Origin of the sequence: Sedimentibacter hydroxybenzoicus DSM 7310 (assembly GCF_013403245.1) — a bacterium.
Classification (GTDB): domain Bacteria; phylum Bacillota; class Clostridia; order Tissierellales; family Sedimentibacteraceae; genus Sedimentibacter; species Sedimentibacter hydroxybenzoicus.
In genome coordinates this window covers 1-26,337 of the sequence record NZ_JACBNQ010000024.1, presented here as the reverse complement: position 1 = coordinate 26,337, position 26,337 = coordinate 1, and the positions used below count along the sequence as shown (strand labels likewise).

General features: G+C 36.7%; 23 protein-coding genes. 2 read left to right on the top strand and 21 right to left on the bottom strand.

The features are described 5' to 3' along the window. Nucleotides 1-26: 26 nt before the first annotated feature. The 13 genes from HZF24_RS15755 to HZF24_RS15695 all read right to left on the bottom strand — a co-directional run bounded on the left by HZF24_RS15755 (nucleotide 27) and on the right by HZF24_RS15695 (nucleotide 14,629). Complete coding sequence (locus tag HZF24_RS15755; protein WP_179239320.1) at nucleotides 27-2,192, bottom strand: hypothetical protein; 2,166 nt, start codon at nucleotides 2,190-2,192, stop codon at nucleotides 27-29. Next, on the bottom strand, nucleotides 2,176-2,499 hold the full coding sequence (locus HZF24_RS15750) for a hypothetical protein (RefSeq protein WP_179239319.1): 324 nt from the start codon (nucleotides 2,497-2,499) through the stop codon (nucleotides 2,176-2,178). The genes HZF24_RS15755 and HZF24_RS15750 overlap by 17 nt, the downstream gene beginning before the upstream one ends. Beyond that, nucleotides 2,483-3,028, bottom strand: coding sequence for an RNA polymerase sigma factor (locus tag HZF24_RS15745; RefSeq protein WP_179239318.1), 546 nt, complete (start codon nucleotides 3,026-3,028; stop codon nucleotides 2,483-2,485). The genes HZF24_RS15750 and HZF24_RS15745 overlap by 17 nt, the downstream gene beginning before the upstream one ends. Before the next feature lie 129 nt (nucleotides 3,029-3,157). Then, a complete protein-coding gene (locus tag HZF24_RS15740; RefSeq protein WP_179239317.1) occupies nucleotides 3,158-3,466 on the bottom strand; it encodes a type II toxin-antitoxin system RelE/ParE family toxin in 309 nt (102 codons plus the stop codon). Nucleotide 3,467: 1 nt separating this feature from the next. Then, nucleotides 3,468-3,770 carry a type II toxin-antitoxin system RelB/DinJ family antitoxin gene (locus tag HZF24_RS15735; RefSeq protein ID WP_179239316.1) on the bottom strand — a complete coding sequence of 101 codons (303 nt, stop codon included), beginning with the start codon at nucleotides 3,768-3,770 and terminating at the stop codon, nucleotides 3,468-3,470. A gap of 602 nt (nucleotides 3,771-4,372) precedes the next feature. Then, complete coding sequence (locus tag HZF24_RS15730) at nucleotides 4,373-5,341, bottom strand: tocopherol cyclase family protein (RefSeq protein WP_179239315.1); 969 nt, start codon at nucleotides 5,339-5,341, stop codon at nucleotides 4,373-4,375. 119 nt (nucleotides 5,342-5,460) lie between these two features. Further along, a complete protein-coding gene (locus HZF24_RS15725; protein WP_179239314.1) occupies nucleotides 5,461-6,828 on the bottom strand; it encodes a DUF2812 domain-containing protein in 1,368 nt (455 codons plus the stop codon). Continuing rightward, entirely contained in the window at nucleotides 6,825-7,148 is a 324-nt protein-coding gene (locus HZF24_RS15720; RefSeq protein WP_179239313.1) for a PadR family transcriptional regulator, read from the bottom strand. Before HZF24_RS15720 ends, HZF24_RS15725 begins: the two co-directional genes overlap by 4 nt. A gap of 182 nt (nucleotides 7,149-7,330) precedes the next feature. Then, complete coding sequence (locus tag HZF24_RS15715) at nucleotides 7,331-9,811, bottom strand: major capsid protein (protein WP_179239312.1); 2,481 nt, start codon at nucleotides 9,809-9,811, stop codon at nucleotides 7,331-7,333. A 112-nt stretch (nucleotides 9,812-9,923) separates the two neighbouring features. Continuing rightward, the gene (locus HZF24_RS15710) at nucleotides 9,924-11,051 is read right to left on the bottom strand and encodes a DHHW family protein (protein ID WP_179239311.1); all 1,128 of its coding nucleotides are present in this window, start codon (nucleotides 11,049-11,051) and stop codon (nucleotides 9,924-9,926) included. A 9-nt stretch (nucleotides 11,052-11,060) separates the two neighbouring features. Further along, complete coding sequence (locus HZF24_RS15705) at nucleotides 11,061-12,464, bottom strand: MBOAT family O-acyltransferase (RefSeq protein ID WP_179239310.1); 1,404 nt, start codon at nucleotides 12,462-12,464, stop codon at nucleotides 11,061-11,063. Nucleotide 12,465: 1 nt separating this feature from the next. After that, a complete protein-coding gene (locus tag HZF24_RS15700) occupies nucleotides 12,466-12,975 on the bottom strand; it encodes a hypothetical protein (RefSeq protein WP_179239309.1) in 510 nt (169 codons plus the stop codon). A gap of 133 nt (nucleotides 12,976-13,108) precedes the next feature. Then, the gene (locus tag HZF24_RS15695; protein ID WP_179239308.1) at nucleotides 13,109-14,629 is read right to left on the bottom strand and encodes a sensor domain-containing diguanylate cyclase; all 1,521 of its coding nucleotides are present in this window, start codon (nucleotides 14,627-14,629) and stop codon (nucleotides 13,109-13,111) included. A gap of 221 nt (nucleotides 14,630-14,850) precedes the next feature. Here HZF24_RS15695 and zupT point away from each other — a divergent pair, with 221 nt between their 5' ends. Then, entirely contained in the window at nucleotides 14,851-15,657 is an 807-nt protein-coding gene (gene zupT / locus HZF24_RS15690; protein ID WP_179239307.1) for a zinc transporter ZupT, read from the top strand. 57 nt (nucleotides 15,658-15,714) lie between these two features. Next, complete coding sequence (locus HZF24_RS15685; RefSeq protein ID WP_179239306.1) at nucleotides 15,715-16,959, top strand: HlyC/CorC family transporter; 1,245 nt, start codon at nucleotides 15,715-15,717, stop codon at nucleotides 16,957-16,959. A 54-nt stretch (nucleotides 16,960-17,013) separates the two neighbouring features. Here HZF24_RS15685 and HZF24_RS15680 read toward each other — a convergent pair whose 3' ends face one another. The 8 genes from HZF24_RS15680 to HZF24_RS15645 all read right to left on the bottom strand — a co-directional run bounded on the left by HZF24_RS15680 (nucleotide 17,014) and on the right by HZF24_RS15645 (nucleotide 26,237). Further along, the gene (locus HZF24_RS15680; protein ID WP_179239305.1) at nucleotides 17,014-17,700 is read right to left on the bottom strand and encodes an AlkZ-related protein; all 687 of its coding nucleotides are present in this window, start codon (nucleotides 17,698-17,700) and stop codon (nucleotides 17,014-17,016) included. Nucleotide 17,701: 1 nt separating this feature from the next. Continuing rightward, nucleotides 17,702-18,121, bottom strand: a complete 420-nt coding sequence (locus HZF24_RS15675; RefSeq protein ID WP_246346167.1) for a pyridoxamine 5'-phosphate oxidase family protein — start codon at nucleotides 18,119-18,121, stop codon at nucleotides 17,702-17,704. A gap of 90 nt (nucleotides 18,122-18,211) precedes the next feature. Continuing rightward, nucleotides 18,212-19,126 (bottom strand): helix-turn-helix transcriptional regulator, encoded by a 915-nt coding sequence (locus tag HZF24_RS15670; RefSeq protein WP_179239304.1) that lies wholly within the window; start codon nucleotides 19,124-19,126, stop codon nucleotides 18,212-18,214. Nucleotides 19,127-19,209: 83 nt separating this feature from the next. Continuing rightward, nucleotides 19,210-20,055: a TPM domain-containing protein gene (locus tag HZF24_RS15665; protein ID WP_246346166.1), complete on the bottom strand. Its 846-nt coding sequence runs from the start codon at nucleotides 20,053-20,055 to the stop codon at nucleotides 19,210-19,212. A gap of 10 nt (nucleotides 20,056-20,065) precedes the next feature. Continuing rightward, a complete protein-coding gene (locus tag HZF24_RS15660; RefSeq protein WP_179239303.1) occupies nucleotides 20,066-21,142 on the bottom strand; it encodes a hypothetical protein in 1,077 nt (358 codons plus the stop codon). Nucleotides 21,143-21,180: 38 nt separating this feature from the next. Continuing rightward, the gene (locus tag HZF24_RS15655; protein WP_179239302.1) at nucleotides 21,181-22,497 is read right to left on the bottom strand and encodes an SPFH domain-containing protein; all 1,317 of its coding nucleotides are present in this window, start codon (nucleotides 22,495-22,497) and stop codon (nucleotides 21,181-21,183) included. A 110-nt stretch (nucleotides 22,498-22,607) separates the two neighbouring features. Beyond that, entirely contained in the window at nucleotides 22,608-23,867 is a 1,260-nt protein-coding gene (locus tag HZF24_RS15650; protein ID WP_179239300.1) for an MFS transporter, read from the bottom strand. A 6-nt stretch (nucleotides 23,868-23,873) separates the two neighbouring features. Beyond that, nucleotides 23,874-26,237, bottom strand: a complete 2,364-nt coding sequence (locus HZF24_RS15645) for a PEP/pyruvate-binding domain-containing protein (RefSeq protein ID WP_179239298.1) — start codon at nucleotides 26,235-26,237, stop codon at nucleotides 23,874-23,876. Nucleotides 26,238-26,337 lie beyond the last annotated feature (100 nt).

Genomic DNA, 26,337 nt, shown 5'->3' with positions numbered 1-26,337 from the left:
AGCTTTTGTCAATTTATTTATCAATATTAATAGCTGCGACTCCAGTGATTGTCAAGATAAATTTCATACAGAATCGTCTTGATATTGTCATCCTCAATTTGCTTTACAGTTTCATAGTAAAGGGATTGACCTTTTTCATAATGCACACCATAAATAAGCTTTAATAAGAAATCATCGAAAACCTGTCTGTCTCCGGCAGCCGGATGATTTTCATCAAGTGCTCTGACAGCATTTATAATTTTATCTGAAGCCAATCTGGACAGATAATAGTTCTTTGACTGCAAATTTTCCGCAGCCTTAGCATAATCCCCGAAATACATGTTGAGATAAATCAATGTGTCGGTAACACTATCCCTTTTATCAAGCACCTCCCTTGCAGCTTCATAGTCTCTGAGAACAATGTAGTACCTGCTTAAAAAATAATATTCATCTTCCCATATATCGTCCCTTGCCTGTTCAATTGCCAACCTGACAATTTCAATGTTTTCCTTTATTTCATCCTTGCTCATTATATTAAACGTTCCGATAAGCATTTTATTGTCTCCGGTTAAATCTCCGTACCTTTTTCCGTATTCATAAGCCTTTTCAATATTTCCCTCTTCCATCCTCCATCCTGTGCCGTAAATCCTCGCAAGATATTTCAGTGCTTCCACGTCATCAGGATTGCTGTTGAGCATATTTTCATAATGTGCAATTGCATTGGTGTAATCTCTTCCGAGAATCATTTCCTCTCCTTTTGTCAGTTTCCCTTCAACGATTACACTGGGTATACTGTCATAATAGGATCGCATGGGTATGCTGCTGGTTATAAGCTTGTTCTCGTCGTCATAGGCATTTACAACTATCGGATATTCTGCTCCCGGTAAAAATGCTCCCAACACCGTAAGCGGTTCAATACTTGTTCCGTCTCCTCCGAAGCGTATAATAAATTGATTTCTCAGCATTTCTATGTTGAAAACAGCATAATTTTCAGCAAACTTCCCTTTTCCGTTTTTATCTGATGCAGGACTACGGAAGCTGGTTCCGCTTTTTTTATATGGTTCATCGGTTATAATCGGCTCCACCGTGTAGTAGGCGGCACCTTCTACCTCTTCCCATGATACGGTAAACTCTTCCCCGTTCACTGTCTGTCCCGGCTCCGGCAAGGTTACACCAAAGGTTTTTCTGAACGTAAAATCAACTTTTCCGCCGTTTCCTGCAAGCTCCGTATATTGGTGGTTTGAACGCTGCAGCACCTTATCAGAAAGCAAGGAGCTGTCAAGTCCTATACCGATGTTGTACAGACCGTCTCTCAATCCCAATGTTTCAAACTCACCGTTCTCGTCTGTTATGCCGATATAGCTTTCTCCTCTGCTGTGCATACCTCCATCTGCCTTCTGCACATATATTTCAACAAAGGGCATGGGCTTTCCCTCGAAGGTTACAGTTCCCGTTATGATATTGTCTCCTATGAAATCATCCATGATATAGTCAAACCAAAAGCTTCTGTCAAGGTATCCCATTGAACCGAACACACTTTCTGTCCTCGGCCAATAGTTGCTGCCATTATTAAATTCATTGTAGAGCCGTTTAGACTTTTCGTAGTTTCCGTCAAACAATTCTATTTCTGCTCTTAATATATCCAGATTGACATCGGCAAGCTCTGAGCCTTCATATTTGGCAATTATTTTTTTAGCGCCTTCCCTGTCTCTACTTACATGAAGATAAAAAGCATTGTATATATCAGCAATATAAACAATCTTTTCTTCGCTGCTGTTCTGTCCGAATGAAATCCATTCCTTGAGCATTTCGGCATCTCCCACGTCTATTGCCAAATCGAGAAGCATTCGATAGGAATCTATATAGTATACTGTTTCACTGCTCTTTGGAGCTTCATTCATAATACCTGCAAGGGTATTTTTCACTTTTTCCACATCCTCGGGACTGGTGTTGTCTCCTCCACCCCAGCCGGTCAAAAATATACTGTACTTGGGAAAGTTTCTTAGTAGGCTGTCTGCATAGAGGTATCCACCCTTAACCTTTGATGTGGTGGGATAAGAAGCGTATCTTTCAAAAAAAAGCGTTGCCTTATCCGATTTATTTTCCAATAAATATGCAATGCTTAAAGTCGCAGTAGGTATACCCCATACAAAGGTCAGAGAAATTAACAGCAAAGCAAGTATAAGTGTTTTTATTTTAATTTTTATCTTCATTTTTCACCACCTCATATCTTTCCCTCACTATTATCTGAGAGCCTTCTATGTTGATAATTTGCCTCTCCTGCAAATCAAAGATATTTTTAGGTATTACGGTAATTGCAAACAATGCGGCCAAACCTATTATAGCAGGTGCCAACGGTATTTCAATTTCTCTGTTTAAAAATTCGTTCATTCTCTGTGACAATTTTTTCTTTTTGTTTTTAAGTATATTGTCTGTTGCCGCCTGAGACAAAGTCATGTCAAACGTCTCTTCTTCCATAATTTTTTTCAATTCAGTACCTAACTTATCTTTCTTCTCCATTTAACTGACCTCCCTTCAGCAATTTTTCCTTTAAAATATTTCTTCCTCTCGACAGCCTGCTTTTTATTGTACCTTCCTTTTCATTCAACATTTCCGAAATTTCCTTTATGGAAAAATCATCAAAATAGAAAAGCACCAATGTTTCTCTGTAAGTGGGATTAATTTCAAAAAGCTCCTTTTTCAAAAGCTCTCTGTCTATATTCTTTTCAACATGGGATTCCACATCATCGCTTCCCACCCATTCATCCTCGAGAACAAGAAGCTCCTGCTTCTTTCTTAATCTGTCTCTGCATAAATTGAGTGCTATGGTGTAAATCCATGTATAAAGTCCCGAATTTTCTTTGAACGTATTCAGTTTTTGAAAAACCCTTATCAGGGCTTCCTGAACTACATCCTCTGCTTCCTCTCTGTCCTTCAGTATCAGGCAGCAGGTTCTCAACAGCTTGTTTCCGTACTCTTCCACAACCTGTCTGTAGGCATCCTCATGCCCTTTTTTCAAATTTCTTATCAACAACTTTTCTGCCACCATCAACCCTCCTTACCTTTTAGACGCATTATCAAAAAATAGGTTGCAATAAAATAAAAAAATATTAATATATAAAATCAAGCAAGCTGTGTAAATTAATTATTTTTTACTTGATTTCATATGATTAATATTCTATAATTTCTTACTTATATCCGAAGATCCGTATAACACTCTTGTTACTATGACTTTATTATCCCTGATTATATAAAATGCAGAATAGTTATCAATCTTTATTTGTCTGAGTTCCATGTAAACTTCCGGTTCTGATTCCATTACTTTTATCCGTTCAGGAAAAAAAGCAAGCTTTTCAATTACATCCGCAATGCGATTATATTGCTCCATAGCAGTTTCAGGTGCCATAAGCTGTGTCACTATATAATTATAAATTCCATCCATATCATCTAAAGCTTTAGATGTAATCTGTACTATATAATGTTTCATATTAATGTGACTTTCTGTATTCTGCAAATGCCTCTGCGGCATTTTGCACATTTCCATCATCTACATCATTGTATCCTTCCTTCAGCAAAGCACGAATTTCATCAGTCGTCATTAAATCTGTATTCAATTCAGCCGGTGCTTTAGGCAGTATTACAGCAAAAGGAATTCCTCCTGTTAATGAAATTTGCTTTAAATAAATGTCTATAGCCGTTGACATAGGAATTCCAAGCTGCGATAAAACTTCTTCGGCACGTTTTTTTACATCCGGGTTAACTCTTATATTCAATGTCTTGGATTTTTCCATCTATCTCATCTCCTTTTAGTTATATTGTAACGCAAATGTATTTACATTGCAAGCAATAATTATATAATAAAAAAGGAAGCTTAATACTTCCCTATTGGTGGTTTTACGCTGTCGGGCAGAGGGCATTGGTATGCTCCGCCGTTTTGCTTTAACATATCGCAGGGACGCATATCGCGGGCACGGGGTTATTGACATTACTCTTTTTGAATTAGTCCTCTGTTTATTCCTTGCACCACAATATGGTATATTCCTCTTTCACTTTTTTCTGCCAGTATCTGTACAAAATCACCCCCTTTGGTAATTTGTACCACACATGAATATGTATGTCAATACATTGGTTTTTGTATGTAATTTCATTACCCTTCTTATCCTAATTTATATTCGTCAAAGTTGTCAGCAACCCCGTCCCTGCGACATGCGTCCCTGCGACATGCGACACCTGCGACACCTGTGTACTTTCACCAACCACGCACTCTCTAAAAAACACGATGTATCTACTATTTCTTGTCTCAGCTCATTTTTATTAGTGTTTAATAATTTTTATAAAAATAACACAATTATTTTACTTTGTTAATACCTTCTGAAAAATAATTTTTATTATCTCAATCTTTCATCATAACTTCAATAGCACATGGATTGCCTCTTCCTTCAAACAGAATCTTTGAATTTTTTAATAATCTTATATCTGCCGAACCAGTTAACCCTTCTTTTATTATTATGTTCATTGCTCCATTAATCGGTGCCTTTAATGACCCTGAGTCCCGGCAGATAACTGAATTAACTAAAAGCTCATATCCTCCCTTAACAATAACAAGCTCCAGTAGGCTTCCCGAATAATTTATTTTTACTATCTTGCTGTTGTTATAGGTTGCAAATCTATACTCATGACCATTCAATGACAGGTTGCAAATAAATCCCTGAAAAGAAGCGCCAAGAAACGGTATATGAGCAAGTGAAAACATAATACTTGCATCTGTATCATCAAAATGATTGGATTGAAGCCATATGTATTCTTTTGGAAATGAGGTACCCCAATCCTTTTCTATATACCCTTTACCTTCATTAAAATCAATAACCTCGCTATTAACTGATATAACACCTTTTAAATTATGATCCATGCTTATAATATCATGATAGCATTCCATAAATGGCAGATATGAAAAATATCCCATTGCATCCGGTGACAATATATTTCTGTTGATTTTAGTAAACTCAGAAAATTTAATGCTTCCTGTGATTAAATATTCATCATTTTTTAGATTAAGCTCTATACCTTCGTCAGTAAATATATTATTTCCTATTGTCAAGCAAAAAGGTTCATCAATATATTTAAAATCATCTGTTGAAAATTTATAATATTGGGTATTCAGCGTTTTACCATCAAATTCTTTAGAAATAATAATTTGAATAAACGCATGAGGGTTCGCATCATTTTTCGAAATTCCCGGTATAATACCGATTATATTCTTTAAATCACATGATACGTGTTTAAAATACCATCCCTCAAAATATTCTTTTTCCTTCTTTTTTCCTTGAAATATCAGAGGATTCTTTTTATGCTTTAATACCATTTTATTATCCAGCCTTCAGTTATATTAATTTGAATTAAAGTATCATCAATTATTAATAATTTCAAGGCCGTTTAAAAAATAATTAATCAGATTACCTTAGCTGTATAACTTTTAGTTCTTTAATTGCACATCCGAAAAAATCTCTCAAGGATTAATTCTCTCGTTTGTCTGTCATTAAAATCTATATCTCCCGACAAACGCAGAACTATATTTCCTTTTCGTATTATAAGTTCATCCAGTTCCTCTGTCAGTGCCAGATTATCCGCATTCCATAAATGTTTCATCTCATCATCTGTGACAATAGTTCTGTCTAATATGGTCATACCACGCCACTTAATTCCTTTTTCTATTCTGTCGATTACTCCATTAAATATTATTTCAGAAAAATATGGATTTATTGCCTCATAATATTTAATGTCCATATACTTTTCTATACCATTTATCTCCCCATGCTCCCAATAAGTATAGTGCTTAGGTACGACGGGACTCATACTCGGTTTAAACTCTTTCGTCAATGATCTTCCCTGCTCTGAGTATTCCGGTATTTCTTTCATTGTAACTACAGGATATCTCTCAGGGAAAGAATCAACATTGTACATTTCTTCAGATTTCTCCATAATGAACGGAATTGCCCTTGATATGAAAAAGAACATTGCAGCTACTAGAATTACCGTAAGCAGTACATTTTTCTCCCCCTTAATTTTACCCTTCTTTACAAGATACCTGATTCCGGTACCCAGAGAAATACCGACTGCAGGACCCAGCACGGCAATTAATACATCATCCGGTCTGAAAAATGCATCTACTATAAAACATATTGCAAAAATCGATATGATAATCCATATTATGCCGCTAAAAGCAACTATACGTCTTCGGGCACTTTTCAAAGTGGGCTTTTTTATAGTCATCCCGTTTTTAATTCTTCTCCGGGCATTTATCATCCATACTATACCGTATAAAGCAGGGATTACAACAATCATTGACAGTATAGGAAATAAAAATGTGGATGCAACTCCCGTAAAGCTTAAAAGATTGCCATATCTTACAGGAAAGCTTCTGACCAATGCAAAGACGGCTACAAGCAAAAACAAGGATACACCAATCAGTTCACGCTTCAACAGAGTATTCTCAATAATTTTTTGTTCAATTTCCTCATCTGTCTGTAGCGGAACCGGGTCACTGCCTTCCTTCGCATAGAAAAACTGCAGATATTCTTGAGATGTTACAAATGTCCACCCCGACTCCTGACACAACCTCCTGTATTCACTTGTTTCTTCGTTGTCTTCCGGAGCAAAAGCTCCTCCTTTTTTAAATATATCCACAGAAAATTTAATCTTTTTAGGCTCTATAGCTCTGAATTTAGCTGTAACACGTCCAACCTTCTCCAGCATCCAGCCTTTCTCTGCCATCTCCTCCAAATATTCACCCATAGCCTTGTAATCAAGAGAAAAGAATCCCCAAAATACACGCTTAGTTTTACTCTTCATTTATCCTCACTCCCCTCCAAGATATCATTTCCGTCCGAAACCAATTGCTTTAATCTTTTATGTTCATCCTTTAAAATATTTAATCCCTTCTCTGTCAATGTATATATTTTTCTTCTGTCTTCCTCAGCGACCTGTACTATAATATCTTCCTCCTCAAATCTGGATAAAAGACTGTACAATGTACCTGCACCTATCTTTACCCTCCCATCAGTACGTCTGTCTACCTCCTGCATAATTCCGTATCCATGCTGGTTCTCCGTTAAAGTAAGAAGAATGTAATACATTTGCTCCGTTAAGGTTTTTAATTGTTCTCTTGCCATAGCATCATCTCCAAAATACTATATCTATATTCGATATATCTATTATCAATATAGTACTATTATTTTGTTTTTATGTCAATGCTTTTTAATTTTATAGCAATTTTATTTTTTCTACCAATAAAAAATATGCCCTTCCTACAGCTATCTGCATAGGCTGGGCATATCGATTTTGTTACTTTTTATTAATTAACCAATTTTGATAAAGTTTCCATACTTTCAAATTGCAAATATGTTTTATCATTGCTTTTATTTATACTATATGTTATTTCACATTCTGCAATTGCAGTTGGTACCGGATCTCCCTCTACATCATACCATAAGTTTATCAGTTCAAATTTTGTATATAATTTATCATCGATTATATCAGCAGTTGTATTTTCTGCTATGTAGGCAGTATTCCACCCAAAATCTAAGTTCCTGTAATAAATATCCGTTTCTTTATTATAATCAAAGACATCTTTAAAAGAGTATTCCTTTTCACCAAAAACTTGAAGCAATACTTCCTTTGATTTATCTAATGAGAATATAAAACCCTTACCTTCCTCAAAGGGAAAATATCCTTTATACAAGTTATTTTCATCATCATTTACAGCAAATGCATATAGTAAAGCTTCATAAGTATAGTTTCCTTCTCTTCTGTAAACACTGCGTATAATATCATTTGTCAGTGATATTCCGTTTAGCAAAAGCTGTTGTGAGGTATCTCCTTGGGATATATTGGATGGTCTGTCTCCGTCAAGTTCATAAGTACCGCGAACATCATCATTTTCTCTGCAATAATATTCAAGCTCATTACCAAATATATAGAAATTTATGCTTTCACCTTTTGCACGTGCTATTTCTACTTTTTCATCCGGATAAAAATATTTAACATATAAACACACATCATCATTAACTTCTCCATCATATGAATAAAATATGTGTCCGGGAAAAGTACTGTAAACTGCATAGCCTTCCGATATATCTATATAAATATTTTCATATCTGCAATCAATATCGTAAGCCAAATCTCTGATTGAATTGTCCGCCAGATTAACCTCAAAAATATTTCTTAGCATGTCGTCCTTTTTTGTCAGTATATAAAGCCTGTCATTACTTTTGCCCCATACCGTTACCCCAAGCTCTACGTTGTTATCTTCTTGATTTTTGCTGTTTGACGTATCATTGTTTGAAATGTAATTAAACACATTGTCTTCGAGATATTTATTACCGCTGCTGTCCAATACAATAATATCTCCGTTTCCGTTATACAGGCTTATGTATTTGCCAAGCTCACTGAAATTTATATCATCAAGTTTATCTGCAATAATATTTACCTTGTTATTTTCGGTATACTTAATCAAACTTTTATTTTTGCCGTTATCAACAACAGCATAAGCAATATCATTAAATTTAATAAGCTTTATATTATCTGCTTCATCAGTGCTTAATTCAGAGGAAAGTGCATCTTTAAAACCTTTTTTTATATAAGTGCTGTCTTTTCCAATCATATCTGATATATCTGCTTTTATCCTCTCTCCCGAGCTTGCAGTATAGCTGATAGTTTTTTCATCTTCTTTTTTAAACTCAATTTTTGTCCTGATTGTTTTTGCTATCTCAAATTTTTCTGATGTATATAGGTTAATCAGATAAAAATAATGATATTGCTTTTCCATATGTTCCATCATATAAGTATCTGTATCCAACGCATAATATGTGTCGCCCGATACTATATACCCGTTATCTTTATCAATAAATCCCTCATATCCTCTGCCGGTGGTGAAGTTTGGCTGTGATACAATTTTTTTATCTATATCTATGACAAAAAATACATGGGACATGTCATAGCATGCAAAAAATGCCATGTTTGAATTTTTAATCCATCCCGTTTCCACAACCTGCATTCTCTTTGGGAAATAAGCTCTATTAATATCCAACATGAAATTTTCATTTGAAAACTCATTATCAAAATCTATATATTTATTTAAAATAATTTTATTGTCTTTATTGTCAACAACGCAAGCAGAGAAAAAATCATTTATATAACAGGTGAAATCTCCGTTATCACTGTTTAATATATCCGTGTAATAGCATTCATATAAAATTTTCTCTTTTCCTTTATTGTCAGTACCCAATTTTATAATGTATGAATTATATGCCCCGTCTATAATTATTTTATCATCATCCTGTCTATGTACAACATCCTCCATGTTATAAAGGATTCTTTTTAAATCACCGTTTTCATATCTCCATATTTCATAATAATCACCGCTTATTTTTTCTTCTATATTGGAAAGCTCTCTGTCTGTATACGCCGTAACGGCGTCATACTGATCTTCACCTGCTTTAATATATTCATAATGTAACATCAAATCGTGTATTTTCACTTTGACATAATATGTGTTGTCAATACTAAAAAGCTCAGAAACTTCAATATTATCAAGCCCGGTTGAAGTTTTAATCTCATCCTGGACCTTGGTTAAAACTTCATCCGAATTTGAATATGCTGTATCTTCGGAAATGCTGTCACCATCGTTTACTACTGCGATATCACCATCAACATTGCCCTTACCTTTATTGCATGAGCATAATAAAAAAATCAACAGTAAACTAATACTTAATTTTAAAATTTTTTTGTATTTTATTGCTCTTTTAATTCTAAAATAATCATTTTTATTATTCATTGTACCAGCATTTCCTCCTGATAAAGTTTATATTGAACTTAACTCTACTATATCACGTCTTAGAAAACATTTCCATATTTTAATTTTATCAATTTTATCATAAGATTGATTTTCAATTTATAATCGTTGAGCCTGAACTTTTTAGCATTGAACTGTTGTTTAAAATCTGTGTGTTGTATAAAAACAGCACATCCTGATTCTGTGAAAAATCTATATATTTTTCTAATAAGTCTGCTGAAATATATCTCAAATCAACCAAGGTAATTTTAGAATATCCTTCAAGCATTAAGGGTGCTATGCTGCTTCCGAAGGAATCCCGGAACAACAGAAGTTCCTTATCACTTTTACAATTTTCATTGTAAACGGTAATCAACGACTTTGCCCCCGATAAAAATACATCGAAGGAGTCCGTTCCGTTAAACAAATCTTCTTCATACACCTTGCCGTAGCTGTTATTTTGATAATCGAATACAACAGCCTCTTCAATCGTACTGTTGGTTAAATAAATCATGTCCTCAGGCTTCAGCCTGAGAGCCGCATGCCCGTAATATGAACCGTAGAACGGATAAAGCTTTTTCTCTGTATATACGGAATCAGAGGCTTTCGTATCGTTTCCCAGTTCTTTCAGAAGCAGATCTGCAATCTTTATGATTTTTTCCTGTCTCCAATGTATATCCAGCCTGTAGTAATCCTCTGCCGTTAACGTATCTGACAAATCTACATATTCCATATTTTTTATATTTTGCTTCATAAGTTCGGCTATTCTGTCATAATCTATGTCCAGATATCCATTTTCGGCCGCTATATAGTAGCCCTTGTTGGGGATAATTGCAAAGCTTACATTTTTGCCTGTCAAATATTTTTCGTATATTTTATTCAGCTTATCTGCTGCGTTCAATACTGATTTTTCATTCAGCTTGTATTCCATTTTTTCAACGATTCCGTTTACAATATAAATATTGTTATTGTCTTTTTGATTGAATACATAGTATTTCCCCACCGCTTTCACGCTTCTGAAGGCATCACGAAGCACAAACTGATCCAATATATATTTTTCGTATTCATCAACCAGATTGCCCCTCAAAAGCTTATCTACCGAAAAATCAGGAACCCTTATAAGCCGGCGCCTTTCACTGAAGGAAAACTCCTTATCGGGTATTATGATATTAGCTAACATGAAGCCGAATATTATCATAATGAAGGCGGCTGATACAATTGTATTTTTTATATTACTTTTCATACGCACCTCTTAAAACCTGAAATACAAAAATGGATTAAATGAACCGTCAACAAGGTATCCTGTAATCAATAAAAGCATAGACATCAGGACTATGAGCTCCGATACGTTTAAAATGTATTCACCCTTTTTACTGTTTTTTATCTTGTCAATAACCCTCACGGTTAATGGAGTTGCCCCGAAAGCGGCAATAATAAGTGTCAGTCCATAGCTGATTAAATAATAATTCGTTTCGGAATTTGAAAACGGTATGCTTAAAAATCCAAACATTCCCTTAATATATCCGGTAAACTCAGCCATGCTGTTCGTATTAAATATTACGAAGCTGATCAGCACAAAAAACAGAGTGTATACGTATCCGGCAACCGCCGGTAATTTTTTTAAAATACCATTGAGAAGAAGCCTTTCTATAATTAAGAAAATTCCGAAGTACAGTCCCCAGATAACAAAATTCCAATTGGCACCATGCCAGAATCCTGTTAAAAACCATACGACGAATATATTTCTAATCCATTTTACCGTGCTTACACGATTTCCGCCCATGGGTATATACACATAGTCTCTGAACCATGTACCGAGGGATATGTGCCATCTTCTCCAGAATTCAGAAATACTTTTGGAAATGTAAGGATAATTGAAGTTTTCGAGAAAATGAAATCCAAAAATACGTCCCAATCCTATTGCCATATCGCTGTAGCCGGAAAAATCATAATATATTTGCAGCATAAATGCTACGGCATAAATCCAGTAAAACAATACCGTGCTTTCCTGCAGACTGAAAAAAATATTGCCTAATTCTCCCAAGGTGTTTGCTATAAGCACCTTCTTGGACAGACCTATAATAAATCGTCTTACGCCATAGCTGAAATTGGCAACTGTGTGCTTGCGCTGTGACAATTCCTGTTCAACCGTGGTATATCTTACTATGGGCCCTGCTATAAGCTGCGGGAACAGTGTCACGTAAGCCGCAAAATTGAAGAAATTCGTCTGTACCCTTGCGTTACCTCTGTAGACATCTATGGTGTAGGATAGAATCTGGAACGTATAAAAGCTGATGCCAATAGGCAGCGCTAACTTCAGAGCCTTAATTTCAAAACCGAACAGCCATACTATATTTTCAATAAAGAAATCCGCATATTTGAAATATAATAGAATCCCTATACTGAAAGTAATCGAGCAGATAAGCGGTATTTTCGCATATCTGCTCTTTCTTGTTTTATTTATCCACAATCCGTGAAGATACCCGGATAAGGATGATGCTATCATCAAAATCGAGTATATAGGTTCACCATAAAAGTAGAAAAATAAGCTTGAAACAAGTAAAATTAAATTTTTAAACCTGAACGGTACCAGAAAGTATAGCAATAAAACCATTGGCAAGAAGTAGTATATAAAGCTAATACTTGAGAATAACATTTTATTTTTCCTTTAATTTAAGAAATGCATCATGCAAAGCACTTCCCTCATTGTCGCTCATAATCAGTACAATTACGTCACCGATATTGTCAACAATAACATTGCTCGGGTCTACTCCCACACATATCCATTTTCTCGGATCTACATTTTCTTTAATTTCCGTTTTGATTTTTTCAATATCAGCGCCTTCCTTAACTCTCACTAAGCACAGGGAGTAAGCAGATGATGACATAAGTGGTTCGGAAGCTATTGCCGATTCAAATTCTATACCATCTTTACCTAAAAAGTATGCTGCATCCTCTGATTTTATCTCAGTTGTTTGCAATCCATTTTTAGCATATTCTTTAAAATCATCGCTCGTATCTGCTGTTTCATATATTTTATCTAATATACTCTCAAGGCTTCCTTCGAGCTTATTATTATCTGGATCCGCATCTCCGCTCTTTGGCTGACACGCAGTAATACTAAATACCATAATTAATGTCAATACTATCAAATGTAATTTCTTCATAAATTTCTCCTTTTTAATAATTATGCATGCACTTCATACTACATTAGACGGAGCAATATCGATATTGTTCCAAAAAAGAGACAGAAAAAAATGCCAATAAATTTTATCGGCATAAAAATTGCTTAGAAAACTTTTATTTCAGTAAATTAAAAGTATTTTTGCCTGTTTCCTTAGAAACATACAATGCTTTATCTGCTCTTTTAAGAACATCCCGATAATCATTGTCCGTATCTCTAAAATAAGAAAAGCCTGCAGAAATTGTTACATTTATGCTTTCATCTCCTGCCAAAATCTCTGACGAAGCAATTCTATCTAACAGCTTTTTACCAAACTCCGGTATGTTTTCTTCTCTTAAACCCGGAAAAATACCTACAAATTCATCTCCGCCCCAACGAATAAGCTGATCGTAACTTCTTATCATACGGTATATTTTCTTGACGATTTCTGTGAGTATCAGGTCTCCTGCATGATGACCATATTTATCGTTTACACGCTTGTAATCATCTATATCAATCATCATAATAGCCGGACTTTCTCCTGTTTGTTTAAACTGTTTAAACAAAGATGTTAAGCTTAATTCTCCGCTTCTCCTGCTGGATGCCTTAGTCAATGAATCCATATTGATTTCTTTTTCTAAGTATTTAGTCGAAGTTAATAATTGTTTTTTTCCTAATAAAAAAAGTATTGCAAAACCTAATAATAAAACTGCAAAAATATATCCTAATAACTTTAATATTGCATCACTGGATAAAGAATATATTTCATCAATTACTTTTTCTGTATAAGCATCGATTTCTTCTAAATGGACACCCATTGCTATTACCCAGTTATAGTCCTCATACAGCTTTGCATATGTAATTTTTTCAGATATGCGGGTGCTGTTTAATTCTTTAAAATTATAGGTAAAAAATAACTCTCCATTCTTCTTTATACCTTCTAACTCTTCCAAATAAGGCAGATTACCTTCGATATCCTCCATATCCGTAGATAAGTACATTCCCTCAGTTTCTTCTAAATTAGGATGGATTCTTCGAATGGCATAATTTTTCCCACCTTCATAGTTAATAATCTCATTTACCCATATATAAGAATCATTCGAAAACCTTCTGCTTCTTATTAACTCTCCGGCTTCTTCTTTTACAATTTTGTCTATATATGCTTCACTGACTCCAAAAATACCTTCTATACTTCCTTTGTCAATAACAGCATACGAAAACAATATTGATTTTAAATTTTCCATATTTATGTCCAAATTCACTTCAGAAGAATTATACAAAATTTCTCCTGTCCTGTTATCCCATAGAAATGCAGTCCACATTGTCGGATATGTATCATAGTTAAACCTGTCTTTGAAAAACTCTATAAATTCTTCGTCTGTTAAATTTGATTCTTCTTGAAAGCGCCTTTGCCTTGCGTCTATATTTTTCTTATAGACACTATATTTAGCGTCCCTTAAATTGTCAATTTCTAAAAAGATATTGTTTACCGTATCCTTTAAATACGCCTTTTTTAAATCTATAATAGTTTTTTCAGTTTGCTCCAAATATATCATTTGTGTCCGTTCATGAGATAGAAGATGCAGATATATAACTACTAAACATATAATAGAAGCTGCTATGAATGTAACAATTCTATACCTGTTTTTTAATTTCATAATGTTTCCTCTTTATCCTGTTAATCCCCTATACCCCTATGGTATTCTACCCATAAAAAACATTCCTAATCTTAAAATAACTTAAATTTATACATGCTCATTTCACTTTACAGTTTTATTTGAACCCTATATAATGAATTAATACCAAATTATATACAATGTAAATTTTCTTTACATAAAGCATATATTAAGCATAATTTAACAGTTAAGGAGGACAATAAATGAACAATGTTTTATTTGCATTCGGATTGACACTTTTTGCAGGCCTGTCTACAGGTATAGGCAGTGCTCTTGCTTTCTTTACAAAGAAGACCAATACTAAATTTTTATCTATCAGCTTAGGTTTTTCGGCAGGCGTAATGATTTACGTTTCTATGGTGGAAATATTCGTTAAGGCAAAAGATTCACTTACCGCAGAGCTTGGATTAAAAATGGGATCATGGGTGACAGTGGCCGCATTTTTTGCAGGAATGCTTCTTATTGCACTGATTGATAAATTTATTCCAAGTGGTGAAAATCCTCATGATATGTATAAAATTGAAGATATCGAGGATTATGACAACAAGACAAACGACCCTAAGCTTTTAAGGATGGGGACATTTACTGCTCTTGCTGTCGGTATCCATAATTTCCCCGAGGGTCTGGCAACATTTATTTCCGCGCTGCAGGAACCAACCATAGCTATTCCAATTGCTTTCGCAATAGCCATTCACAATATACCCGAGGGAATCGCTGTATCAGTTCCCATTTACTACGCTACGGGAGACAGAAAGAAAGCTTTTCTTTACTCCTTCCTGTCAGGTTTGTCAGAACCAATAGGAGCATTAATAGGATATTTAATACTGATGCCCTTCATCAACGACCTTGTATTTGGAATAATTTTTGCCTCGGTAGCCGGAATAATGGTATTCATATCCTTGGATGAGCTTCTGCCGTCGGCACAGGAATACGGTGAGCACCATCTTTCAATATACGGGCTTGTAAGCGGTATGGCAGTAATGGCAGTAAGCTTGTTATTATTTATTTAGCAGCAGCCTCCGTCTCTGAGACGGGGAAATCTTAATTTAAAAATGGAGCATTAATACATGGATGGTAATACAACAGGACAAATATTACTTTTAATATTTTTATTATCATGTTCTGCATTTTTTTCAGCATCAGAAACGGCACTTATGTCTATCAGTAAAATCAGATTAAGACATATGGCAGAAAACAATATTAAAGGTGCAAGAACAGTGGAAAAATTGGTAAATAACTCAAATCAGCTATTAAGCGGTATTTTAATAGGAAACAATATTGTTAACATAGGAGCATCCGCACTTGCAACTAAATTAGCAATGGATTTTTTTGGCGCTGCAGGCGTAGGAATTGCCACTGCGATAATGACGGTTTTGGTGCTGGTTTTTGGTGAAATAACCCCAAAATCATTAGCAGCAAACAACTCAGAAAACATTTCATTTAAGGTTTCGGGCTTAATAACATTTGTAATAAAATTATTAGGTCCAGTTATTTTTATATTCAACAAACTGACAAATTTAATTATCAGACTAATTATTGGCAGACAGGATAACGAAAAACCACTTATAACCGAAGAGGAATTAAAGACAATGGTTGATGTCAGTCATGAAGAAGGTATAATTGAACTTAATGAAAAAGAAATGATAGAAAATGTATTTGAATTTAACAGCCTGAAAACCAAAGATATAATGACTAAACGACAGGATATAGTTGCAATAAATATCAACACCACATATGAGGAAATTAAAAATGTATTTGCTAAGGAACAATATTCAAGAATTCCGGTTTATAAGGATGATATCGATAATATTATTGGTATGCTTTACGTAAAAGACCTATTTCATTACGAGGGAGAAACTCCTTTTAAAATAGAAGATTATATGAGGGAAGTTTTTTATACATATGAAAACAACAGTATAACCAAATTATTTTCATCTATGCAGAAAAATAAAATTACTATGGCCGTAGTATTGAATGAATACGCGGGAACCGAAGGAATTCTGACAACAGAGGATTTGGTAGAAGAAATAATCGGAGACATCGTTGATGAATTAGATGAACACACTTATTATATAGAACAAATCAGTGATAAAAAATATTTAGTTAACGGAGAGCTAAGAATAGAAAAGCTTAATAAATATTTAGGTACTAACCTTCAATCAAAATATGTAACTACCATAGGCGGTTATATAACAGAAAAGTTTGGAAGATTCCCTGAAAAAGGCGAATTAATTGAAGTAGATAATATGAAATTCACTGTAAAAGAAAGTGGCAGAAATAAAATTGAAAGCTTATTTATTGAAATACAATGATATTTCTGTTTACAGCGGCGATTTTGACAAAAATCAAAACCGCCGTTTCTTAATTTAGTTATAAGGTATTCCTAGCATCTTAGCCAATTCCTTACGATTGATGTTTTTACTGATAGTCATACCTCTATCAAGTATAATTTCCTTTGCCTCATCTGGGCTCAAGCCTGCATTCAAGGTCATCCATTCAGACGGAACCCAATTTTCAACCTTGTCATATACGTTGGCTGCCCATCCATAAGGTTTTCCATATTTATCAATCTTTTTTCTGTTTCCCACAACAGTAATATAATAATATTGCTGTAACTCTTCGATGGCTTTATCTACTTTGCTGCCGCCTTTTTTTAATGTAACCCCCATCTCACGTCTTATATCACTGGTATTCAGCAGTGTCTTTTCTTCAAAGATCTGCCATAGTTTCCACACTGTTTCGCTTACTTCTCCTGAAGCTCTCCTTTCTTCCATATGCTCATACGGATGAAAAGCAGTGTAAAACAGTGAATACATATCCGCAGATACAAAACCCTTGTGTCCTCCAAGAATACAGCCAAATGCCAGCCGTTTTTCTTTTACAACCCTGTCTTTCCATACCCATGGATCGGTTTCAGGATCTCCTGTGTGCCAATTTTCCTCAGCAGTTTCATCAGAAAGGGACGGAAATCCCGGTAACACACTTGATAACGACATGAATCCAAGACTATCCACCCTGTCCAAAAAATCATCATATATTAATAATTGTGCCATATCATTCTCCCTTGAGCTCTATTTCTTCATACTGATTATCTATCCAAAAAAAGGCACTATTCGTAGTAAATTTTAAAATACAATAATTAGGATCTGTTACACCGCCGGGAAAGTGATTAATAAACCAGTCCACCCATAATTGTTTTTTCAGTTCAGGATCAGACAAAATCTCAATAGTACCTATAAGCGTGATATTGTTTTCTCCGTCACAATAACATACACTCGCTTTATTATTAAGCTTAAAAAACTTAACTTTATGCGATGATAATCCGGTAGAAAACCATACTGTTTTTATTCCATCCGTTTTAATATTGGAAATTGTCGAAGCTCTGGGATATCCATTATCGTCAATCTTAGCTATTGTTGCATCAGTTGAATTTTTCATTATGGCTTCAGCTTTTAAAATCAATTCATTTTTCATATATTTTTTCCTTTCATCCGTCTCTTTAGAATTTCTTCACTATCCTAAAAGGTTACGTTTTATTTTATCTTATCACACCAAACATGACATCTATATGTCATGTTCATAATTTATAATAATATTTTTTGCTTTTTCTTTTATTTCTTCTGCCATATCTGTTGGCTCAACAACTCTTGCCTTATCTCCAAATCCAAGAATCCAAGATAATATATATTCCTTGTTTGTATATCCTACTGAAAATTTAAGATTTCCATCCCCCATTACCTCATAACATTCAGGTCCATATTCTTCAATCAGGCGATATTCCAAAGATTTATCAAATATAATGGTTATTTTATTGTCATCTGAAAAGTAATCATCAAAATCAAGTTCTTTAACAGGTATTTCTCTCGGGATAAATGTATCATCAATAATTCTATGGCTCCATAACCGATTGAGTTTAAAAAGCCGATAGTCATTTTTATCCCTGCAGTAGCCGAACACATACCATGCCGCCCACTTGAATGTCAAAAAATACGGTTCGATTGTTCTATTTGCTTGTCCTTTCTCCGAATAATAATCGAAGCTCACTAACTTATTTTCAGATATCGCTGTTTTTAACATGGTGATTTTTTCTGACAGGCTGGACTTGTAATGTGATGACAAGTCAATGATTATGCTATCCGCTATTGATACAACCACTTCTCTTTTAGGTGACAGCTTATTTATCAGCCTTTCGATTCTTGTGGTATCAGACACGCTGCCGAGGCTTTTCAATCCGGTTATAATATTTTGAAGTTCATCAACAGTCAGTACACTTTTATCAAGCTTGTAACCGTCAGAAATGGATATGCCCCCATCACCACCCTGAACGGAGATAATGGGTATCCCTGCTTTACATATATCATCAATATCTCTGTATATTGTCCTGCGTGATACCTCAAATCTTTCGGCAAGCTCCGGCGCAGTTACCTTATTGCATTGCAATAAGATAGTTATTATCCCTAATAAGCGATCAATTTTCATAATTACCTCGCTGTTTCCTTTTGGCATTTTTTTAATTATACAAAATTCCCTTAAACTTTAGTATAAGGGAATTTTGCGTACTATTAAAACTTTCCTCTTGAACCTCCGTGTGAGCGCCCTGACGACGACCTGTGAGTGCTTGAACCTGATGAGGAGCTTTGAGCTTTTTGTATCTTTGTCTTACTTAAATTTGCATATAAGAATACATCTTTACTTTCATTAATTTTCAAGCTATTATTTTTTATATAATTTCCGGCTGACGTCTGCATACGGACGCTTTTTAATTGCAGAGCCATAATGCTTGTGATTATAAATGCAATAACTATACCTATAGCTGTTGTAATAAGCGGCAAATATGGCGACAACTCTCTTTCCGGCACCTGTGACGGCAGTTCATTTTTGGGTAAATTAGGAGAATCATACGGCTTCTCTGTCTTGGCCTGAACAACATAATCTTCGGAAATATCAGCAAATTTATTGAAAGCTGATGAAAAATTACCTTCACTTAAATCTCCTATAAATTGATTTACCATACGATTTTGACCTGCATCCGTAAAAGCAGTAATTCCAAAGCCATGTGTGCTGATAGCCCAGTCGCGCTCCTCCATGCTTATGAGGAGTAAAATACCGTCATACCCCTCGCCCATTCCATATCCGTTATAATCATAGAAATCATCTGCGTACTGAGTTGAAGTATATCCCCCCAAGCTGTCTGTGGTTACTATGACTATATCAAATTGTTCCCGTTCACTTATTCTGTCAAGCTTATCCAATAAGGATTGATATTCATATTCTGATAACAGGTATGCATCATCTACCAGACGCGGCAGCAGCCTTTCCTCAGGGATCGAATTTGCCGAGGCGAAGATTGGAGTAATCAATATGAGAAACATATGCATGCAAACAACAATTTTTATTATTCTCTTCATATCCTACCCCCTATAATATTATACGTGCTGCGATATATGATATAATACTGAAAATACCGCTCAGTATACCGACGTGCTTCCAATATGCACCCTTATCTAATGGTAAATCACCCACAAATTTTCCTGTCTGACCATTCATGGCAAAGGTATATGTATTTCCGTTCCATACCGTATTGAGTATCCAGACAGGATACAAGGCATATTTTACAGTTCCGTTTTCTATATGCATGCTGCTATGCTCAGGCAATACAGTGTTGTAGCCGTTTACCGTGGAAAGGAAGGATTGCTCTACACTTTTCTTCGCCCTTTCATTTGCATGCTTTACACTTTCCTCTGCTTCCACATCATACTTATCAGCTAAATAGCCTGCCATATAAGCCGTCTGAAAGTCCACTGCTTCATTAAAATTAAACGGCTCAATCGATTCCATCAAGTTGTCGGGCATTTTAGTTGATCCATCGACAGGTATTCTTTCAAAGCCCAGGCTTCCTTTTCGTAAAATCATGTAATAGCTGCTCTTTGTATAACGATAATTGGAGTCGCTCCATGAAATGACTTTTGCACCCTTATACCTGATGCTTGCATCAACATCTGCATTAAACAGCCAGTAGGGAACGTATATCCCTTTTATTTCCTTTATGTGATTTTCGTCCTTAAATACCTTCGGCAATAATCTTTTACCTTTGATGTGTTTCTTTAAACCCTCAATTGCCGCCTTTTTATCTAATTTAAAAGGAATTACGTAATCCGGACGAAGCAATCCTGAAAATTTACCCGCTATGACAACGGGATTATTGCAAAACGGGCAGCTTGTGGCAGCCATGTTTTCGTCTCCAATTATCTCACCGCCACAGGATTTGCAGATATACACCTGCATGCCTTCCTCTTCCCCTTGCCATTCATTCTCTTTTTCTATTTTCCAGTTTATATCATCCGATTGTTCATTTTTTAAACTTTCATCTAATTCCTTCAGTGCTTCCATCTCATATTCAGTATCACAATACGGACATTTCATTTTTTGTATCTTACTTTCAAAGCCGACTGCGCCCCCGCATGAGGGGCATTTATATTCAATTATATCAGCCATATAGTCCCCCTTTCATATTATAATTATATAATAAAAAATTATTTCTTATCCTTATCATCAAATGCATCACCGCACTCAGGACAAAATTTTGGCGGATTTGTCGTGTCTTCAGGCTCCCATCCGCATTTATCGCATTTGTACGATGCTACGGGATTCGGTTTTCCGCATTCATGACAAAACTTGCCTGTATTTGCAGCACCGCAATCACAGGTCCATTGACCTGCCGGTGCAGGCTTCTGATTTCCGCACTCCTGACAGAACTTGCCTGTATTTTTAGCACCGCATTTACATTGCCACTCATCTGAAGGAGAATCAGCAGTAGGAGCATAGGATTGCTTCTGTGTGTTTTGTTTTCCCATATTGTACAACTCCTGCGCATTCATCCCTCCTGCCTGCTGAGCCATTCCCATTCCAAAAAAGCCTTGCATAGCGCCGCCTTCATTGGATGCAGCCGCCTTCATAGCATCTGCCTGCGCTCCGGTCAGAGTTGCAGCAGCCATTGTTGGGTCGCGAAGTATTGCCGCACGCTGAGCTTGTTTGATCAGTTCCGCATCTTCTTCCGGAAGTGTAATTGGATTTAATCCCACCGATATTACCTGAATACCTCTCAAGCCCAGCCACTTGCTCGTTAATGCAGCATTCATAGCTCCAGCCAGCTCTTCGGCATGACCCGGCAAAGCGCTCGGTCTTACACCCAATTCGGATATTTTGGCAAAAGCCGGCTGAAGAGCTGATATAAATTCTGTTTTTAACTGTCCGTCTATTTCTTCACGATTATACTCACGCTCTACATTGCCCGTTACATTTGTATAAAACAAAATGGGGTCAACAATTTTATATGAATATATACCTGAGCAGCGCACAGATACATCTATATCCAATCCTATGTTTCTGTCAACCACACGAAATGGTATGGGATTCGGTGTGCCGAATTTATTGTCAATCACTTCCTTGGTATTGAAGTAGTACACTCTTTGATCCTTTCCGGGATCACCGCCGTAAGTGAATCTTTTTCCTATGGTTTTAAACGTATTTTTTATACCCTCTCCTAAATTTCCGGTAAAGATACTGGGCTCAGTTGAAGTGTCATATGTATATTCTCCGGGCTCAGAGCAAACCTCAACTACCTTGCCCTGCTCCACAATAATCATGCATTGTCCGTCTGCTACCGCTATACCCGAGCCGTTTGAAATTATATTGTCATTTCCCTTTGTGTTGGAAGAACGTCCCGTAATTTGTTTCTGCCCTCTTACCATTAATATTTCCTTAGGCATGGATTCACAGTAGAAAAACTCTTTCCATTGGTCGGCAAGCGAACCGCCTGCTGCACCCAATACAGCTTTTATAAGTCCCATATTAATCTCCTTCTACAGTAGTTTTATTCAATTATACTAAAAGCATGCAATTTTATCCATATGTTTTTCTGTAACAAAAAAGCCCCTTAGGATTCCTCCCAGGGGATATATTAACTGAAGCCTTTATCTTTTAAAATAGATGTTAAAAATGAAGATAAAATGCAAACCATAAATAACGCTGATACAAGCACAGTCATATGCAGATTAGCTCTGTCAAGGATAATCCCATATGCCAATGCGCCAAATGGTATGCCTATTTTTGAAATCATCCCAACCACCGAAAACACCCGGGACATAAACTCTTCCGGAGTTTCCTTCTGCAAATATGTCTGTATAGGAACCGAGATAAAAATATTTGCACCGCTGAATAAACAAAGTACGGCTGCGAGCAGCGTAAAATACAGAGTTGACCCATTCCCTAATAATGATAAGCTGCAAGGGAATGTCAATAAAGAAAATGCCAGCATATTGACCGCAAGCATGATGCATCCGAACTTAAGAGGCTTAACGGCATCCTTTTCCTTACCGAAAATAATACCTACCAGAATGCTTGCCAAAAGCATTCCTGTAATAACAGCCATTTGCAAATATCCGTATTGAGTATCGCCGTAATTTAATTCAGTCTTAAAAAACAGCGGCAGCACAACGCCAAAAATCGGCTGCGCAAAGAAATACGTTACTAAAAAGAAAAAGCACAGCTTCAGGATTGTTTTATTATTGGCAATAAATTTAAATCCATCTGACAAATCCTTTATAACTCCCGATATACCTTCTTCAGCTTTACGCTTAGCGTGAACATATCCGATAAGCGTCTCACTTGCTCCGGAGAGTAGAAATGAAAGTCCATTGACAAAAAACACCATGGTAATACCAAATTTGGTATACAATAATGTTCCGATAACCGGCCCCACCAGCAATGAAATGCTCTTGGCAGTGGCAACTTTGGAATTAACCCGTGTGAGCTCATCCTGATCAACAAGCTGGGGAAGCATTCCTCTGGTTGCCGGGTCAAACAAACCATTCAATAATGATATTATTATCTGTACTGTCAGCAGCATGGCAATATTCATCCTTCCCATATATGAAAGGGATGCCAACACAAGTATTACACCTGCACTGATAATATCTGTCACAACCATAATAGTTTTTCTGTTCACCCTGTCGCCAAGCACCCCTGCCAAAGGAAAAATCAGGAGTGCAGGCAATATGGACAGGAATGAAAACAGCCCTACGGTGGATGCAGACCCGCCTGCATCTATGATATACAACGGAACAATTACCAGCTGTACACTCGTTCCGGTGTCAGATACCATTCTTCCTGTTAAAAATAATATAAAATTGATATTTGAAGCTTTTTTTCTTTTTTTCATAAATGTTTACATCAATATATGCACGATGCCCTGACCACCGTCAACAATAACTTTATCTCCCGTTTTAAGTCTCAAGGTTGCATTACCGCATCCCACAACAGCCGGAATACCAAGTTCTCTGGCAACTATAGCAGCATGAGACAGAGGCGCTCCTATGTCTGTAATAATGGCGGCAGCTTTCGGAAAAAGGGGTGTCCAGCCTATATTGGTGGTTGATGCAACCAGTATTTCACCCGGTCTCAGTTGTTCTCCTTCTTCCGGACTTCTTAATATACGTACAATACCTTCTATCCGGCCTGCCGCCCCGGCATAACCCTTAAGAGTTTCTACATCTGATACGGGATTTACAGCAGGCATTGCAGCATCATAATAATCCATTCTTCTGTCAGGATCTTTTGCCCACTCATAAGGATTAAATCGTCCTCGTATAATGGATGGGAAAGGCGGCAGTGCCTTATATTTTTCATAATTTTCTTTCCTTTCGGGAATAAATCTGACTTTAAGATTTTTTCCCGCAAGAAGGTCTTCCACTTCCTCGGCATAGAGGAAAAACACATCGTCACCTATTCCCGTGAGCTCTCCTGCTTTAAGGGCGAAAGCGCGAACCACCCTGTACACCCTGACAAATTCCGAACGGCCTTCCTCTCTGAGCCGGGCCCCTTCTGCCGCTTTTACCAGTTGTTTTTCCAACCATTTTGCCTTGTCTGGAAAACGACTCCTGAACCTGTTTTTAGCGGCTTCATATTGAGCTTGCTGCTTCCTTAAAAGCCCTTCAACATCTATCCCCGATTCTCGGTATTCCTCTGCCTGTTTTTCCAGCCAGCCGGTATCTTCCATCGGCTCAGGGATGGACAGTTCATATTCATGGGCGCCCCGGTGACCATACCGGGTCAAATATTCCTCACGACTCATTTCTCCCTTGACGACCTTTCCTATTCCCATAACCGGTCCGAGGCTTTCAAGTCCCGAGTTTCCCCTGAGGTTGGACAGCAGAGTACCGGTATCTTCACTTCCGGCTGATTCCACAAGTTTTTTATTCAAAGCTGTAACATTGGTAAGCTTAACAGCAGCAGCTCCCGCACTCAACCATGCACGTATGAGGCAGGGCTGAAGTTCTTCCCTCCATAAAGGCAGTAACTCTTCCTTTGACTTTGCAGATTGAATGCGTCTCCTTATATCCATGCACCATTCAGGGGTGTCCTTAAGGAATCGGGACAACTCTTTAGAAGCTTTCTGTGTATTTTTAGACAAACGCATGACCAGAGGAAGCATCACCTTAAGCAATTCCATCCGTGAAAATGGGTGAAGGGGCATATCCATACCCTCAGGCAACTCTCCATACAGATCATAAATCATTTTCAGCGGGCCTTTGGCACATTTCCCAAAGATAGCCGATATCACCGATACCCTACGGCTGATATTCATGTAGGGTCTTCCACAGATATTGCCTGAAAAGACATGGTATCCGGGAATAAAATTCATTGCGTCATCCAGTTGCTTTCCGATGCTCCATGTAAACGGGGAAAAAACATCAGGAATTGCCTCTGCCACATTGGTATTAATCCATACTTCGTCCCCGGTCAGAGAATAATTGATATCATAGGTATCCGGATTGCCCTGAGATAATGTTGTAATCGGTCTTGCCTGCAGCAGATAAAGCTTTTCCTTTGCTACTGACCACTCAATGTCCTGGGGACAGCCCAATTCTTTTTCCAGCCTTGCCGCATATAGATAAAGCTTTGAAGCATATCTTTTGAAGTCATCCGGACCCTGATATGTTCCTTTCGGTCTTATCAATTTGAAGTCATAGGCATTGGTTTCTCCCGATACAAGCTGTTCACCCAGCCCATGAACATAATTACCGATCATGATTCTGCAGCTGCCCGTAATAGGGTCTGCAGTAAACAATACCCCCGAAATTTCAGATGCCACCATCAATTGAACTACTACTGCCATCTGGTGAGTCTGCTCCATACCTTGAACAGAGCTGTATGACTCTACCCTTTCCGATGCTCTGGATCGAAACACTGTATCAATAGCTTTTAGAATTTCCTCATCTGACTGAACGTTGAGAACCGTTTCAAATTCTCCGGCAAAGGAAGCCTGCGCGGAATCCTCACTTAAAGCAGACGACCTGACGGCAAACAAAGAACTTTTATGGTCTTTTCTGATCTCATTCAAATAAACTTCTGCCTCACTCCAAGCCTGAGCACTCAACTCTTCCTGGTAAAAAGCTTCAGGCAGGATTACAAAGCCTTCCGGTACCGGATAACCGGCCTGAGACATTTTAGCCAGCATCCCGCCTTTTCCTCCGGCAAGGGGCTGAAGTTCAGGGGTGAGCTCTTTAAATCTTTTCACCTTATTTGCCATATAAGTCCCCCCCTTGCTTTGTTCGTAGTGTCAAGTAAACACTACTATTTTTTTGTTAAAACCTTTATATATCAAGGGTTGCATAGTCTTTATAAAACAA

What these genes read in the sequence shown, in the direction of transcription:
- HZF24_RS15755 (WP_179239320.1), bottom strand. Translation starts at nt 2,192, where the DNA reads ATGAAGATAAAAATTAAAATAAAAACACTTATACTTGCTTTGCTGTTA.
- HZF24_RS15750 (WP_179239319.1), bottom strand. Translation starts at nt 2,499, where the DNA reads ATGGAGAAGAAAGATAAGTTAGGTACTGAATTGAAAAAAATTATGGAA.
- HZF24_RS15745 (WP_179239318.1), bottom strand. Translation starts at nt 3,028, where the DNA reads ATGGTGGCAGAAAAGTTGTTGATAAGAAATTTGAAAAAAGGGCATGAG.
- HZF24_RS15740 (WP_179239317.1), bottom strand. Translation starts at nt 3,466, where the DNA reads ATGAAACATTATATAGTACAGATTACATCTAAAGCTTTAGATGATATG.
- HZF24_RS15735 (WP_179239316.1), bottom strand. Translation starts at nt 3,770, where the DNA reads ATGGAAAAATCCAAGACATTGAATATAAGAGTTAACCCGGATGTAAAA.
- HZF24_RS15730 (WP_179239315.1), bottom strand. Translation starts at nt 5,341, where the DNA reads ATGGTATTAAAGCATAAAAAGAATCCTCTGATATTTCAAGGAAAAAAG.
- HZF24_RS15725 (WP_179239314.1), bottom strand. Translation starts at nt 6,828, where the DNA reads ATGAAGAGTAAAACTAAGCGTGTATTTTGGGGATTCTTTTCTCTTGAT.
- HZF24_RS15720 (WP_179239313.1), bottom strand. Translation starts at nt 7,148, where the DNA reads ATGGCAAGAGAACAATTAAAAACCTTAACGGAGCAAATGTATTACATT.
- HZF24_RS15715 (WP_179239312.1), bottom strand. Translation starts at nt 9,811, where the DNA reads ATGAATAATAAAAATGATTATTTTAGAATTAAAAGAGCAATAAAATAC.
- HZF24_RS15710 (WP_179239311.1), bottom strand. Translation starts at nt 11,051, where the DNA reads ATGAAAAGTAATATAAAAAATACAATTGTATCAGCCGCCTTCATTATG.
- HZF24_RS15705 (WP_179239310.1), bottom strand. Translation starts at nt 12,464, where the DNA reads ATGTTATTCTCAAGTATTAGCTTTATATACTACTTCTTGCCAATGGTT.
- HZF24_RS15700 (WP_179239309.1), bottom strand. Translation starts at nt 12,975, where the DNA reads ATGAAGAAATTACATTTGATAGTATTGACATTAATTATGGTATTTAGT.
- HZF24_RS15695 (WP_179239308.1), bottom strand. Translation starts at nt 14,629, where the DNA reads ATGAAATTAAAAAACAGGTATAGAATTGTTACATTCATAGCAGCTTCT.
- zupT (WP_179239307.1), top strand. Translation starts at nt 14,851, where the DNA reads ATGAACAATGTTTTATTTGCATTCGGATTGACACTTTTTGCAGGCCTG.
- HZF24_RS15685 (WP_179239306.1), top strand. Translation starts at nt 15,715, where the DNA reads ATGGATGGTAATACAACAGGACAAATATTACTTTTAATATTTTTATTA.
- HZF24_RS15680 (WP_179239305.1), bottom strand. Translation starts at nt 17,700, where the DNA reads ATGGCACAATTATTAATATATGATGATTTTTTGGACAGGGTGGATAGT.
- HZF24_RS15675 (WP_246346167.1), bottom strand. Translation starts at nt 18,121, where the DNA reads ATGAAAAATGAATTGATTTTAAAAGCTGAAGCCATAATGAAAAATTCA.
- HZF24_RS15670 (WP_179239304.1), bottom strand. Translation starts at nt 19,126, where the DNA reads ATGAAAATTGATCGCTTATTAGGGATAATAACTATCTTATTGCAATGC.
- HZF24_RS15665 (WP_246346166.1), bottom strand. Translation starts at nt 20,055, where the DNA reads ATGAAGAGAATAATAAAAATTGTTGTTTGCATGCATATGTTTCTCATA.
- HZF24_RS15660 (WP_179239303.1), bottom strand. Translation starts at nt 21,142, where the DNA reads ATGGCTGATATAATTGAATATAAATGCCCCTCATGCGGGGGCGCAGTC.
- HZF24_RS15655 (WP_179239302.1), bottom strand. Translation starts at nt 22,497, where the DNA reads ATGGGACTTATAAAAGCTGTATTGGGTGCAGCAGGCGGTTCGCTTGCC.
- HZF24_RS15650 (WP_179239300.1), bottom strand. Translation starts at nt 23,867, where the DNA reads ATGAAAAAAAGAAAAAAAGCTTCAAATATCAATTTTATATTATTTTTA.
- HZF24_RS15645 (WP_179239298.1), bottom strand. Translation starts at nt 26,237, where the DNA reads ATGGCAAATAAGGTGAAAAGATTTAAAGAGCTCACCCCTGAACTTCAG.